The 13,667-nt window shown below is 70.1% G+C and carries 14 protein-coding genes; 4 read left to right on the top strand and 10 right to left on the bottom strand.

Annotated features, from left to right (window positions below):
- The first annotated feature begins 34 nt into the window (after positions 1 to 34).
- Positions 35 to 397: an STAUR_1299 family protein gene (locus JQX13_RS37850; RefSeq protein ID WP_203404285.1), complete on the top strand. Its 363-nt coding sequence runs from the start codon at positions 35 to 37 to the stop codon at positions 395 to 397.
- Positions 398 to 451: 54 nt separating this feature from the next.
- Positions 452 to 1,654 (top strand): alanyl-tRNA editing protein, encoded by a 1,203-nt coding sequence (locus JQX13_RS37845; protein WP_203404284.1) that lies wholly within the window; start codon positions 452 to 454, stop codon positions 1,652 to 1,654.
- A 64-nt stretch (positions 1,655 to 1,718) separates the two neighbouring features.
- On the opposite strand, the gene JQX13_RS37840 is transcribed toward JQX13_RS37845, so the two are convergent.
- Together JQX13_RS37840 and JQX13_RS37835 are read right to left on the bottom strand one after the other, a co-directional pair.
- Positions 1,719 to 2,423 carry a GAF domain-containing protein gene (locus tag JQX13_RS37840; protein WP_203404283.1) on the bottom strand — a complete coding sequence of 235 codons (705 nt, stop codon included), beginning with the start codon at positions 2,421 to 2,423 and terminating at the stop codon, positions 1,719 to 1,721.
- Positions 2,420 to 2,872: a hemerythrin domain-containing protein gene (locus JQX13_RS37835; protein WP_203404282.1), complete on the bottom strand. Its 453-nt coding sequence runs from the start codon at positions 2,870 to 2,872 to the stop codon at positions 2,420 to 2,422. Before JQX13_RS37835 ends, JQX13_RS37840 begins: the two co-directional genes overlap by 4 nt.
- 232 nt (positions 2,873 to 3,104) lie before the next feature.
- Here JQX13_RS37835 and JQX13_RS37830 point away from each other — a divergent pair, with 232 nt between their 5' ends.
- Positions 3,105 to 4,505 (top strand): sensor histidine kinase, encoded by a 1,401-nt coding sequence (locus JQX13_RS37830; RefSeq protein WP_203404281.1) that lies wholly within the window; start codon positions 3,105 to 3,107, stop codon positions 4,503 to 4,505.
- A 9-nt stretch (positions 4,506 to 4,514) separates the two neighbouring features.
- Here JQX13_RS37830 and recG read toward each other — a convergent pair whose 3' ends face one another.
- Both recG and greA read right to left on the bottom strand, forming a co-directional pair.
- Entirely contained in the window at positions 4,515 to 7,301 is a 2,787-nt protein-coding gene (gene recG / locus JQX13_RS37825; RefSeq protein ID WP_203404280.1) for an ATP-dependent DNA helicase RecG, read from the bottom strand.
- A 91-nt stretch (positions 7,302 to 7,392) separates the two neighbouring features.
- Positions 7,393 to 7,905 (bottom strand): transcription elongation factor GreA, encoded by a 513-nt coding sequence (gene greA, locus JQX13_RS37820; RefSeq protein WP_203404279.1) that lies wholly within the window; start codon positions 7,903 to 7,905, stop codon positions 7,393 to 7,395.
- A 193-nt stretch (positions 7,906 to 8,098) separates the two neighbouring features.
- Between greA and JQX13_RS37815 the strand changes: the two genes are divergently transcribed.
- A complete protein-coding gene (locus tag JQX13_RS37815; RefSeq protein WP_203404278.1) occupies positions 8,099 to 8,629 on the top strand; it encodes an FHA domain-containing protein in 531 nt (176 codons plus the stop codon).
- A 3-nt stretch (positions 8,630 to 8,632) separates the two neighbouring features.
- Here the strand turns inward: JQX13_RS37815 and JQX13_RS37810 are convergent, their stop codons facing one another.
- The 6 genes from JQX13_RS37810 to mutL form a co-directional block, all read right to left on the bottom strand.
- Positions 8,633 to 9,145, bottom strand: coding sequence for a hypothetical protein (locus tag JQX13_RS37810; RefSeq protein WP_203404277.1), 513 nt, complete (start codon positions 9,143 to 9,145; stop codon positions 8,633 to 8,635).
- 79 nt (positions 9,146 to 9,224) lie between these two features.
- Positions 9,225 to 9,431: a hypothetical protein gene (locus JQX13_RS37805; RefSeq protein ID WP_203404276.1), complete on the bottom strand. Its 207-nt coding sequence runs from the start codon at positions 9,429 to 9,431 to the stop codon at positions 9,225 to 9,227.
- A 210-nt stretch (positions 9,432 to 9,641) separates the two neighbouring features.
- Positions 9,642 to 10,601 (bottom strand): tetratricopeptide repeat protein, encoded by a 960-nt coding sequence (locus JQX13_RS37800; protein WP_203404275.1) that lies wholly within the window; start codon positions 10,599 to 10,601, stop codon positions 9,642 to 9,644.
- Between the two features lie 182 nt (positions 10,602 to 10,783).
- Positions 10,784 to 11,476 (bottom strand): hypothetical protein, encoded by a 693-nt coding sequence (locus JQX13_RS37795; protein ID WP_203404274.1) that lies wholly within the window; start codon positions 11,474 to 11,476, stop codon positions 10,784 to 10,786.
- Positions 11,477 to 11,479: 3 nt separating this feature from the next.
- Positions 11,480 to 11,635 carry a hypothetical protein gene (locus JQX13_RS37790; RefSeq protein ID WP_203404273.1) on the bottom strand — a complete coding sequence of 52 codons (156 nt, stop codon included), beginning with the start codon at positions 11,633 to 11,635 and terminating at the stop codon, positions 11,480 to 11,482.
- A gap of 72 nt (positions 11,636 to 11,707) precedes the next feature.
- The gene (gene mutL / locus JQX13_RS37785; RefSeq protein WP_203404272.1) at positions 11,708 to 13,591 is read right to left on the bottom strand and encodes a DNA mismatch repair endonuclease MutL; all 1,884 of its coding nucleotides are present in this window, start codon (positions 13,589 to 13,591) and stop codon (positions 11,708 to 11,710) included.
- Positions 13,592 to 13,667: the final 76 nt, after the last annotated feature.

Raw genomic sequence — 13,667 nt, 5'->3', positions numbered from 1 at the left:
GGCGTGGTGGGAATCCGCGCAGGAGGATTCACGCATGGACGCCGCCGCCGACGAACTGCTCCGCCTCGCCTTCGACCGCGCGCCCGCGCTCGAGGCCAACCAGGCCATCGCGCGCATCCGCGACCAGGAGGGCGACGAGCTCTCCGGCTCCACCAGCTACGAGCTCGTCCTCCCGGCCGAGAACGTCCGCTCCTACCTGCTCGACTACACGCTGCCGCGCCTCGTGGACTACCTCGAGTCGAGCGGCGCGAAGCTGCCCCACTGCGGCGGCGTGTTCCTCTCCGTGTTCGCCGGAGACACGCTCCACTTCCTGCGAGCCAGGGACGTGGTGGAGCTGCTCTCCCGCTGGAGCGGCCTGTCCATGTCCGAGCTCAAGACGCGCTACGGGCCCAGATAGCCCCACCGGCACCGCAATACCGGGCGCTCGCGGCGTGTTATTCCTCCCCGAGCCATGACCCCCACCGAGCGCCTCTACTTCAGCGATCCCTTCCTGTTCCGCTTCACCGGACGCGTCGTCGCGCATGGCACGTGGAAGGGTGCCCCTTCCCTCGTGCTCGACCGCACCGCCTTCTACCCCGAGGCCGGTGGCCAGATGGCCGATCGCGGCGTGCTCGGCGGACTCGCCCTGCGCGACGTGCAGGTGGATGACGCGGGCGTCGTGCACCACGTGCTCGAGCTGCCCGAGGGCACCGGGCTCCCCGAGGTCGGCGCCGAGCTGCCCGGGGAAATCGACCGCATCCGCCGCCGCGTCCACATGGCGCTGCACACCGGCCAGCACATGCTGTCGCGCGCGCTGGTGGACGTGGCCAACGCCCAGACCGTGTCCTCGCGGCTGGGCGAGACGGTGTGCACCATCGACGTGGACCTGGACGTGCTCGACGAGCGGCGCGTCGCCGAGGCCGAGGACCTGGTCAACTCCGTCATCGACGACGACATCGCGATCCGCTCCTTCTTCCCCACCCCCGAGGAGCTCGCCGCCCTCCCCCTGCGCCGCGCCCCCAAGGTGACGGACAACATCCGCGTGGTGCAGATCGGCGAGTTCGACGTGTCGCCCTGCGGCGGCACCCACTGCACGCGCTCGGCGCAGGTGGGGATGGTGCGGGTGCTGGGCGTGGAGCGCTACAAGGGCAAGGGCCGCGTCCTCTTCTCCGCGGGCCGCCGCGCCCGGAGCGAGCTGTGGGAAGAGGCCGGGACGCTGCGCTCGCTGGGCCGCGCCTTCTCGTGCGGACCGCTCGACGTGCCCGCCTCCGTGGACAAGCTGCGCCGCGATCTCACCGACGTGCGTGAGTCGCTCGGCGCCGCCCGGGCGAAGCTCGCCGAGGCCACCGCCACCGAGCTCGCCTCGCAGCTGGAGCAGTCCCCGGACAAGCGCGTGGTGGCGGTACTGGAGGGCGCCACGCCCGAGTACCTGCGCTCCGTCGCCGCGCGCCTCACGAGCCTGCCCGAGGCCGTGGTGCTGCTCGCCGGCCGCTCGCCCGAGGGGCTGTCGGTGCTGATCACCCGGGGCAGCGGCTCCAGCTTCGGCTGCGGCGCCTTCCTCAAGCGCGCCGCCGAGGCGGCGGGTGGACGCGGAGGCGGTCGCCCCGAGCACGCCGAGGGACGTCTTCCCCCTGCCACCGACTGGACGGCCCTCGTGGCCTCGCTGCTCGGCTGAGGTATCCGGGACCCGAATACCCTCACCCTCTCCCAGCGGGAGAGGGAATTCCACGGGGGCGCCCTTATCGCTCGGAAGGTGGCGCGGGGGGCTGGGCCACCAGTCCCGCCAGGGCTCCGAGGCCCCGTTGGAACTCCTCGAGCGAGAGCTTCCCCTCGGAGAACCGCTCGCCCAGGCTCATCAGGGGCTGGAGCTCGGCGACGTCCATCCAGGCGCGCCAGGCCTTCTCGTCGGCCTCGGAGAGGGGTTTGTAGACGGGCTTCTGGTTCGCCAGGCGTTCCAGCCGGGCGCTGACTCGCAGGGCCAGCTCCTCCAGCTTCGCCAACACCTCGGCTTCCAGCCGCGCCGGCTTCACGTCGATGACGCAGAGGGAGCCCACCGTCCGGCCCAACACCCGCACCGGAAAGCCCACGTAGGCCCGGATGCCGTAACGCTCGATCAAGTCCCGGGGCAGGCTGGACATGGACGTGGCGTCCTCGACCTCCAGCCCCTGCTCACCGGCCACCACGAACTGGCAGAAGGACGTGCAGCGGTCCGTCGCGAGCGCCGCCACGAGATCCGGCGGCAGCCCCACGTGCGCCCGGAAGAACTGGATCTTCCGCGCCACCAGGCTCACCAGCGAGATGGGGAAGCCGCTCAACGCCGTGGCCTCGGAGACGATCGCCTGCAGCTCCGGGTCCGGCGTGGAATCCAGCAGCGCGGGATCGAAGGAGGACAGCCGCCCCGTGTCGTCGAGCGCCGAGAGATCTTCGGGAAGTCGGGAGTTCATCGTCCACCATCCCGCCGCGACGGGGAGGAGAGGGTCTCGAAGCGAATCACCTGCGCGGGCCGGGGACTGGAGCCCTGACGGAGGCAGAGAGGAAAGACGGATTTCTCCTCGGTGTCCATCAGCGAGCGCAGGGCGTTGGACACCGTGCGGAAGCGCTGCCAGAGCCGCTCCGGATCCGAGTCCACGTTCACGAGGAAGCCGATCACCGCGTTGGACATCACCGACAGGTTGGTGCGGAAGATGTTCAGCAGCGTGAGCGTGCTCGCGTCCTGGCAGGTGGCGACCACGGCGTCATACAGCTGCTCCTTGGCCCGCTGGTGGGGCACGAAGGCGTCATGGAGCTGCCGCAGCAGGCCCGGCAGTTCCATGGCGCTCGCGGTGTCGCAGGCCCGGAGGAGCACACGCAGCCGACCATGGTCTCTCTTCAACGTCTCCACGCGGTTGATCATGACAGTGGGACATCTTGCCACGGAAGTGCCAGTCCCCAACCCTCGGAGGTCCAAGGACTTCCCAGGACCGTGTCACTTCGGGACCGTGGCGTCGCGCCACACGCACCAGGTGTGATCCGCCCAACTCTGGGGGTTCGAGCCATCGGGCGTTCCGACGTCCCCCGTTCACTGCCGGGCGCTGGGAACCCATGAGGACGGGCGATCGCGAGGTCGACCTGTCACGCTTCCTCGCATGCTTCCCTTGATGGACCTGCGCGGCTGCTCACCTCCACGGCTCGATCAACTCCTCGACGTTGTCACGGACGGAGTGCTCGCACTCGACGTCCAGGGGCGGCCCACCTACGTCAACACCAGCGCCGAGCGGCTCCTGGGACGCTCCCGGAACGAGCTCCTGGGCCACTGCCTGTGGACGGAGCTGTCGGAGCTGAAGCAGACGGAGCTCGGCAGGGCCTGCCAGCGTGCGCTCGCGGAGGGCATTCCCGAGACCGTGGAGGAGTACCTCGGGACCCTGGGCGCCTGGCTGGAGGTGCGGGTGTTTCCCACCGGACAGGGCCTGCTCGTGCTGCTCCGGGACGTGACGCCGCTCAAGCAGGTGGAGATCGAGTACGCGCGCCTGCACGCGCTCGTGATGTGCGCCCCCGCCGTGGCCTTCGTGACACGCGGGCCCCAGCACGTCTTCGAGCTGTCCAACCCGCGCCACCGCCAGCTCCATGGAGGACGGGAGATGCTCGGCCGGCCCGCCCGCGAGGCCCTGCCGGAGCTGGAGGGTCAGGGCCTGCTCGAGGTGTTGGATCGGGTCTACGTCACCGGCGCGCCCTTCGTCCTGGAGCAGGTGCCGCTGCGGGTGGAGGGGCCCGACGGCCAGCGCGAGGAGCACTTCTTCCACCTCACCTGCCAACCGCTGCGCGACGCGCTCGGGCGGGTGGACGGCGTGGCCGCGTTCGCCTTCGAGGTGACGGGCTCGGTGCGCGCGTGCCGGATGGCGGAGCAACGGGCCGAGGAGGCCAACCGCACCAAGGACGAATTCCTGGCCACCGTCGCGCACGAGCTGCGCACGCCACTCACGACCATCCTCGGGTGGGCCAGCATCCTGCGCACCAACATGCTCTCCCCCGAGAAGCAGGCGCACGCCCTGGAGACGGTGGAGCGCAGCGCCAGGGTCCAGGCGCAGCTCGTCGATGATCTGTTGGAGCTCTCGCGCCTCGTCGCCGGGAAGATGCGCCTGGAGATGCAACCGGTGTCCCTGGCTCCCGTGGTGGAGGCCGCGATGGCCGCGGTGCGCCCCGCGGCGGAGGCCCGGGACATCCGCATCGAGCCCCGGTTGGAGCCCGGCGTGGGCCCCGTCCAGGGAGACCCCCGCCGGCTGCAGCAGGTGGCGGGGACCCTCCTCTCCCTCGCCATCAAGTTCACACCGGAGGGCGGACAGGTGAAGCTCCTGTTGCGGCGCGAGGAGACACACGTGACGCTGGAGGTGGCCGGTGCGGACGGCGGCGCCCCCCAGAAGCAGGGGAGTCAGGGTCTGGGGATGTCCATCGTGCGCTACCTCGTGGAGCTGCACGGAGGAACCGTCCAGCTCGACGGTAAGGGCCGCGGCGCCCGCGTCACCGTGCGGCTCCCGTCGGGTGGGACGTGAATCCCCGCCCTACCCGACCCGCGCGAGGGCCAGCCGACCCTCCCAGCGCTCCTCGAGCGCCTTCACCAGGCCCTGGTGCTCGGGGGCCTCGAGCCGCGGATCCTTCGCGAGGATCCGCCGGGCCTCCTCCTGGGCCAGCGACAGCAGATCTCCGTCTCGCGCGAGGTTCGCCACCGCCAGCTCCGGCAGGCCGCTCTGACGCGTGCCAAGGAACTCGCCCGGGCCGCGGATCTCCAGGTCCTTCTCCGCGATGACGAAGCCGTCGCTGCTGTGCTCCATCACCCCCAGCCGCTCCGAGGAGTCCATCGAGGAGCGCGCCAGGTTCGCCACCAGGTAGCAGTAGCTCACCGCCGCGCCCCGGCCCACGCGGCCACGCAGCTGGTGCAGCTGTGACAGGCCGAAGCGCTCCGCGGACTCGATGACCATCACCGACGCGTTCGGCACGTCCACGCCCACCTCCACCACCGTGGTGCATACGAGGATCTGGATGCTCCCCGCCCGGAAGGCGTCCATCACCAGATCCTTCTCCTCGGGCTTCATCCGCCCATGGAGCAGCCCCACCTCCACGCCCGGGAACACCTGCCGCAGCTTGTCCGCCCCGCGCGTGGCGTCCTCCAGGTCCAGCTTCTCCGACTCCTCCACCAGCGGGTACACCACGTAGGCCTGGTGACCCTTCTGCACCTCGGACGCCACCGCCTCGTACACGCGCGCCCGCTGCTTGTCGTTGAAGACCCGCGTCTTCACCGGCGTGCGCCCGGGTGGCAGCTCATCGATGATCGACACGTCCAGGTCCCCGTACAGCGTCATCGCCAACGTGCGCGGAATCGGCGTCGCCGTCATCACCAGCACGTCCGGGAACACGCCCTTGCTCATCAGCGTGTGCCGCTGCAGCACTCCGAACCGGTGCTGCTCGTCGATCACCACGAAGCCCAGCTTCTGGAAGCCCACGTCCTGCTGGATGAGCGCGTGCGTTCCCACCGCCAGGTGGATCTCCCCTCGTGCCACCGCCTCGCGGATCTCCCGCTTACGCTTCGCCGTCCCCGCCGCGCTCACCAGCCCCACCTTGTAGCCCAGCGGCTCCAGCAGCTTGCGGAAGGTGCGCTCGTGTTGCTCCGCGAGGATCTCCGTGGGCGCCATCACCGCCACCTGGTAGCCGTCCTGCAACGCCAGCAGCGACGCCACCACCGCCACCGCCGTCTTCCCCGAGCCCACGTCGCCCTGCACCAGCCGGTTCATCGGCTCGGCGCGGCCCATGTCCCGCGCCACCTCCTCGATGACCCGCTTCTGCGCCCCCGTGAGCTGGAACGGCAGCGCCCCGCGCGCCTTCTCCATCCGCGGCGCCGACACGTCGAAGGTGATGCCCTTCTCCTGCTTCACCCCCTGCCGCTTCAGCCCCACCCCCAGCTGCAGGAAGAAGAGCTCGTCGAACGCCAGCCGCCGGTGCGCCGGGCTCAGGTGCCGATCCAGCATCTCCGGATCCGCGTCACCCTCCGGGAAGTGGATGGCCCGCAGCGCCTCCGGCAGCGTCATCAGCTCCAGCTTCCTGCGCAGCGCCTCCGGCAGCGGCTCCTCCACGTGGTTCGAGTAGGACTCGCTCACCACCGACGCCAGCTCCCGGAACATCCGCTGGTCGCCCCGCTCGAAGCCCGGATACACCGGGACGATCCGGTTGAAGTGCACCGAGGACGCCTCGAGGTCCTCCGCCGGCTCGATCTCCGGGTGCGCCATCTCGCGCCCCGACAACGACGCGCGCACCTCGCCGGACAGCACCAGCCTCTTGCCCACCGGAAAGCGCTGCTTCAGCCACGGACCCGCGTTGAAATACGTCGCCGCGATGCTCCCCGAGCGATCCGCCACCACCGCACGGAAGTAGCGCTTGCCCGTCCGGCTCGGCACGAAGTCCGCCATCTTCACCTCGCCCACCGTCACCCCTCGCTCCCCCGGCATCAGCTCGGCGATCGTCTGCAGCTTCCGCCGATCCTCGTAGCAGCGCGGCAGCAGGAAGAGGATGTCCCCCACCCGCTTCAGCCCCTTCTTGTTCAGCGCCGCCAAGAGCCTCGGGCCCAGCTTCTTGCCCATCGTCTTCAGCGGAATCGCCAACGGCCCCGAGCGCGGCGCGATCGACAGCAGCTTCGCCTCCGCCCTCGACTCCTCCTGCCCCTTCGCCACCCGCTTCTTCCGCTTCGCTCCGGGTTTCTGCTTCTCCTCGGGGGCGGGCCTGGCTGGCGCCGGCTTCGCCGGCACGGGCTTCACCAGCGGCTGCTGGGTGGGTCTGGTCGGGACCAGCGCCGGACGCGCTACCGCCGGACGGTGGGCCAGGGGCTGCGAGGCGCCCTCCACCACCACCCCTTGGGGCGCGGTTCGCATTCCCGGCGGCGCGGGGATGGGCTCCCTCGACTTCCAGGGGGGAACCCCCTCGGCACGGATCCCGGCACGGCTCTGCCCGGGGTTCTCGATACCCTCACCCCGTCCCTCTCCCAGGGGGAGAGGGGTGGGGGGCGCGACCTGCGCCAGTTCTTCCGGCAGCGGCACTCCACTCAGCTTCAGCCCCGCCACCACCCTCCTCAACGCCGCCTTGCGCCGCTCCATCGTCGGATGGTCCACGTGCGGCAGCGCCGCTCGCAACTGCTTCAGCGCCTCCGCGTCCAGCCCCGTCGCCCCCGCCAACGCGCGCTCCAACAGACCCCGAAGGTCCTTCACCGTCGACAGATGGGCGAAGTCACTCCGGCAGGCGTATCTCAGGGGTCCTACGAGGCTGGCGAGCGGGTGGTTCACAGGGATGTCCGAGCGATTCATCCTAAAGCGATGTCTTCCCTCCGCCCACCAGAACGACACAGGGGAGCGAGCTTCCGCCCGCTCCCCCGTTCGGCTGGCCACAGGAGGGCGCTCAGCCCTCTGAAACCGGCTCGTCCTCCGGATCCTCGAAACGGACCTCCTGCACCTCGTACTCGCGCGTGCCGCCCGGGCTCTGCACCGTGGCGATGTCGCCCACCTTCTTGCCAATGAGCGCCCTGGCCACCGGCGACGTCACCGCGATCCACCGCTTCTTCAGGTCCGCCTCCAGCTCGCCCACCAGACGGTAGGTGACCGTCTTGTCGGTCTCCACGTCCAGCAGCTCCACCGTGGCCCCGAACACGACCTTGTCCCCACCCAGCTTGCTCGGGTCGATGACCTCCGCACGGGCGATCCAGTCGTTCAGGTCCAGGATGCGGCCCTCGATGTGCGACTGCTTCTCCTTGGCCGCGTGATACTCGGCGTTCTCACGCAGGTCCCCGTGCGCGCGCGCCACCTCGATCTCCCTGGAGATCTTCCCGCGCTCGACCGTCTGAAGGTGCTTCAGCTCCGCCTTCAGCTTCCGCAGACCCGAGGGGGTCATCGGAATGTTCCCGCTCCCGCTCATCGACACTGCTCCTTCCCACGGCAAAAGGTGAACGCTGCGGCCAGCCGCCGCCCTTCACGATGGCGCCGACCAGGCCGAAAGGGAAACTGTAAGAGAGGTTTGACGACCCGGTCAACGAAACCCGCTCGTCGCACCAGCGACAACAGACCTTCCGCACGCCGTCCCCGCCGGACTTCTGGCATGCTGACGCACCGTGCTGTCCATCCAGGAACTCCGCGCGCTCGGCGCGTCACTGTCCATCGGGGCCTTCCGCCGTCAACTCGGCCCCTTCGTCCTCATCCAACGCTCGCCGGGCCGGCCCTCGTCGCTCGTGCTCGAGCCCACCCGCGTGGCCGCCGCGTCGGACATCGAGAAGGGCATGCTCTCGCTCCTCTTCGAGTTCGATGACCTGCTCATCACCACCCTCCCCCCCCTGGCCCGCGTGGAGGAGCTCGGCGTGGGCCGGTTGCCCGACTGCGACCTCGTCGTCGACGACAGCTCCGTGTCCAAGCGCCATGCCACCTTGCGTTGGAGCGAGCCCCAGGGCCGCTGCACCGTGAAGGATCTCGGCTCCACCAACGGCACCTTCCTCAACGGGGCGTCGCTCGGCACGCGCGAGGCCACCCTCAAGGACGGGGACATCCTCAGCTTCGGAAATGTCCAGTTCTGGTACTTGATGACGGACACGCTGCACGCCCGGCTCCACGGGCCTCCGTCCGGGAAGCCGGGCTACCGGGGCGGCTGACGCTCAGGGCAGCCGGCCCGCCGCGGGGTTCTTGCGCGCCGCGGAGAAGGCACCGTGCAGCCCGTCCACCGCGCCGCCCACCTCGCCCGCGTACTGCACCGCGTGGATGGTGTAGAGGTCCTGCACCTCCTCCAGGCGGCGGAACACCTCCTTGAGGCTCGTGCGGTCGCGGGAGCCGAGCGCGCACTGCGCCTCGCGGTCGCTCACCCGCTGCAGCCAGGCGGTGCGGAAGTCCATCCACTGCCTGTCCACCTTGCTCGCCGGCGTGGTGCGCACCAGCTTCTCCCGCTCGGACTCGAGCTGGGACCACAGCTCCTGCGCCGCGTCGAGGCACTCGCGGTAGGACAGCACCTGCTCCGCCTGGGGCTTGCGCTCCGGCGTCATCGCCGCCACCGAGCGCGACACGCTGATGGTGATCGCCAGGCAGAACGCCACCACCACGGCGATGTAGATGCCGTAGGCGGCGGCTCGGAAGGGACGGTAACGGGGGTCTTTCCGCGGATCGGACTCGGACACGGGGCCCGTCTTACGACCCTGGGCCCCTCGTGGCAACGCCCGGATGATGGACGCGGTGGGAGAACGGGGCCCGCAGGCCCTACGCGAGCACCCGCTTGTCGGGGGGCGGAACGACCTTGTCCCCCTGGGTCAGCAGCGCGCGCATGAAGCGGAAGGCGAGCACGCTCTCACGGGCGGGGCCGAGGAAGGCCTCGGCGAGCACACTGGCCTCGACGCGCAGCAGCTTCAGCGCGCCAGGCTTGGGGGTATCAGCGCGGGGGGTCTTCAAGAGGGACGCGACGTTCATGGGGAGCCTCCGTTCGGGAGTCACCCCTGAGTGTTGGGTATCCCCGTGAAGTCCTCGTGACGCACGGGTCAATTCTCGGCGACGCCCCACTTACGAAGTTGGCTCCCCATCACTCCAGGCGAGGTACCGGGCCCTCGATACCCTCACCCCGACCCTCTCCCGGAGGGAGAGGGAGGGATGGGATGGGATGGGAGGCAGGGGGGCTGACGGCTACTGCGCCGGAGCGGGCGCGGACGCCGGAGCCGCCGCGGGCGCGGCCGCCGGAGCCGCCTCGGCGCCACCGGACTTCATCCGACGCACCGTCGCCAGGCGGCCACGGAACTGCGGGATGAACTCGCTGGCCGGGTGCTGCGCCACGCCGTCCATCACCGTCTGGATCGCCTTATCCAGCTCGCCCGTCTCCTGGTACGACTGCGCCAGCAGAAGCATCGCGTAGTCGCGGTTCTTGGCCTTCCTGTCGCTCTCGACGAAGCGCGCCAGCAACGGCACCGCCTGGTCGTGCTTCTTCTCCATGTTGTAGGCCACGCCCAGGAAGAAGGACGCGTCGAGCAGCTGCTCCTGCGGCGGGTTCATCGCCACGAAGCGAGAGATCTCCTCGATGGTCGTCTTCATGTCGTTGCGCCGGAAGGCCACCTTGCCCCGCTCGAACGCCGCGTCGCCGATCTCCCGCCGCAGCTGTGCCGCCTTGTCGTTGAGCGCGTGGCGCTCCAGCTGCGTCAGCTTCGAGGTGTCCAGCTTCACCAGCTCGTCCACGCCCTTGAGCCGCTCATCGCCCGGCAGCGTCGTCATCAGCCGGAAGACCTCGGCCGCCGCGCGCTGGGCCGACTGCGACGCCGTCTGCTCCGCGCGCGTCTTGTCCAGCTGGGTCGTCAGCTCGGCCACCGCCTTCTCCAACCGCTCGCGCTCGGCGCCCGCGCTGGAGCTGCGCGCGGACGTCACCACCACCGCGCCCGCCACACACAACGCCGCGAAGATGACATATGCCACGCCCGAGGAGATCCACTGCCGCTTCTGGAGATCCTCATGACGCTTGCCAATGGCCTTCACCTCGGCGTGAAGGTTCTTCAGCAGGCTGTCCGTCTTGATCACGAGGTTGCGGGCCTCGATGACCTCCTTACGGATCTCGCTCAGTTCCTTGTTTTGCTCAGGTTTCGTCTCAGCAGCAGCCATGGACATCTTCCTGTTGGGCCCGGAAATGATCTCAGCCTCTTCGCGCATCGTAGGGGCTCCCATCGGGCGGTTCGTGGAATCTCCACACCCGTCGTGTGTCGGCCCCGGAAACAGGCCCCGCGCCCCAAGGAATTTCCGGTGCATTCCATTGGAGACAAGGGGCCAGGCAGGCAACCCCCTGCTTATATCGGGCTGAACGGCCGGGAAGGTTCCGGCGCCAGCATGTACGTCACGCCCAATGCGAACCAGTTACCCCCAGCATTGAAGGAAGCGAGGTTCTTGTACTCGGGGAGGTTGGAGAAGGCGCTCCGGCCCCGTGCGAAAGCCAGGCGGTACTCGGCGGTGAGCCCCCACCGGGAGGAGAACCGGAAGGTCGCTCCCATGCTCCCTACCCAGGTCTGGGTCACCACTTCCCTTCTCCCGGCCTTCTCGGCCAGCGAGTACACCAGGGTGGGACCGGTCTGCAGGCCCACGAAGGGCACCACGCCCTCGGGCGTGAGGATGTCCCACAGCGTCTGGAAGCGCAGCCCCACCAGTCCGCCATAGGTGATGTTGGTGAGCGTGGGAGCGCCCGTCAGCCGCAGCTGCTCGGCCGTGGCGAACACGTCGATCCCCAGCTCGATGAGCTCCGACACCGAGTACCCGAAGGAGCCCGCCAGGAAGGGGCCACCCGGAGAGGCGGGGGCCCGCTCCATGCCCTGGTGGGCCGGCAGCGAGTAGAAGCTGTCACGGAAGGTGCTGTTCGTGGTCAACCGCCAGCCGCCCTGGACGGTGATGCGGCCGACCCCGTTGAGCGGGGCGAGCGGCTCCTCGTACTCCTGAGCGGAGGCGCTCGCGGCGGCGAGGAGGGCGCAGAGCAGGAGGAAACGACGCATCACTCAGGAGTCCTTCAGGCGCAGCGCGACTTCGAGAAACGTGGTCCGACGGCGGGACAGCGCGGCGAGCAGGCAGCGCGCCACACACATCGAGCCGAACTCCCGCCGGACCAGGCCCAGGTTCGCCATCACGTCCCGCAGGGTGATCACGCCGCGCATGCGCTCCTCCTCGCGTCAGTCCGCCCCGGTGCTACAGGCGGGTGGCGCACCGTAGCAGCGATGTTTGGAGGGTCAAATTTTCGGGTTGGGAGGCCGCAACGCGCGCCGCTCCAGCTCCAGCAGCGGCACCTCGAGCACCACCACCGTGCCGTGGATGCAGGCGGGGTGGAAGTCCGCCGCGTCCAGCTCGCCGAGCAGCGCCCGGAGCTTGCCGTCGGTGAGCTGGCCCTCGGCATGGCGCGCGGCGTGGCAGGCCAGCACCCGGAGGGACTCGGCCAGGGACACCGCGTCCAGCGCCCCACCGGGCGGAGGCAACGCGCGGGCCAGGGCCTCCAGCAGCGCCCGGGCGTCCGCGCCCACCAGCGCGGGCGGCACCGCCTTGAGCGCCAGCGTCGTCCCCCCGAAGGGCTCCACCTCCAACCCCAACCGGGCGAGCGCCTCGCGCCCCTCCACCAGCGCCTTCGCCACCGCCACCGGCAGCTCCACCGTGGCACCGAAGAGCGTGGGCACCGGTGGCTCCTCCCGCTCCAGCATCCGCTGGAAGGTCATCAGCCGGGCCCGCTCCAGGGCCGCGTGCGCGTCGAGCACCACCAGGGTGCCCCCCGGCCCCTCGCATACGTGGAAGCGCTCACCCAGCACGCCCATGGGCCGCAGCGCGCCGAAGTAGCCCGGCGGCGGCGCCTCATTGAGCTGCGGCAGGGCCTGTCCGAAGGCGGGCGAGCGCCCCGGCGCCAGCGGCGTGACGGGCGCGAAGCTGGAACCGGACGCCGCGGGCATGGACATGGCGGCGAAGGGCGATTCCGAGGGGCCCGGCGCCGGAGCATCCTGGGTGCCCGGCAGCGGCAGCGGCGCGCCCCAGGTGGCCTCCTGCGCGCGGGTGAGGAAGCGCTCCACCGCCATGGCGTAGTGGGCGGCCTGCCGGGGCTGATCGGGCGCCCCACCCTCCCCCTTGTTGCCCAGCCAGGGCGCGGCCCGGAGCGCGCGCGAGAGGGCGGCGTGCACCGTGTCGCCCACGCCCTTGCCGTCCGCGAAGCGCACCTCCTGCTTCTGCGGGTGCACGTTCACGTCCACCGCCCGGGGCTCCACGTCGATGAACAGCACCACCACCGGCTGGCGTCCGGCCGCGAGGAACTCCTGGAAGGCGCGCTGGATGGCGCTGTTGAGGCCACGGTCCCGGATGTAGCGGCGGTTGACGAAGGTGTAGATGCCGCGCGCGTTGGGCAGCGTGTACTCGGGCGAGGCGATGTGCCCGGTGACGCTCACCCCCAGCCGCCGCTCCTCCACCGGCACCAGGTGCGGGTGCACCCCCGGCCCCAGCGCCGCGGCGATACGCTCGCGCGGATCCGCAGGACTCGCCGGGCTGGTGAAGAGCTGCTGCCCCCCGTGCTCCACGAAGAAGGACACGTCCGGGTGCGCCAGCGCCAGCCGGATGACGGCCTCCTCCGCGTGCTGCAGCTCCGTGGACTCGCGCCGCATGAACTTGCGCCGCGCCGGCGTGTTGAAGAACAGATCCTCCACCGAGATGACCGTGCCCACCCGCGGCGGGGCCTCCTCCACCAGCGGCTCGCTCCCTCCCTCCACCACCACCCGCGTGCCCACCTGCGCCCCGGGCTCGGCCGTGTGCAGGGTGAAGCGCGACACGGACGCGATGGCCGGCAGCGCCTCGCCCCGGAACCCCTTGGTGTTGATGGTGAACAGATCGTCCAGCTCGCGCAGCTTGCTCGTCGCGTGGCGCTCCAGGCACAGCCGCGCGTCCTCGGACCCCATGCCATGCCCATCGTCTGAGATGGTGATACGCCCGAGCCCTCCCCGCTCCAGCGACACGCGCACGGTGTGAGAACCAGCGTCGATGGAATTCTCCACCAACTCCTTCACGACGGAGGCGGGCCGCTCGACCACCTCGCCGGCGGCGATCTTGTTGATGAGGACATCACTGAGACGGGCAATACGTGCCATGAGAAGTCACATCATGCGCGGGACCCGTGGAGTTGGCCACCATTCCTGACGCGTCGCGGCTGACAACGTGGAGCTT

Origin of the sequence: Archangium violaceum, assembly GCF_016859125.1 — a bacterium.
GTDB lineage: Bacteria > Myxococcota > Myxococcia > Myxococcales > Myxococcaceae > Archangium > Archangium violaceum_A.
The sequence above is the reverse complement of the archived record's forward strand: the minus strand, read 5'-3'. Positions and strand labels throughout refer to the sequence as shown.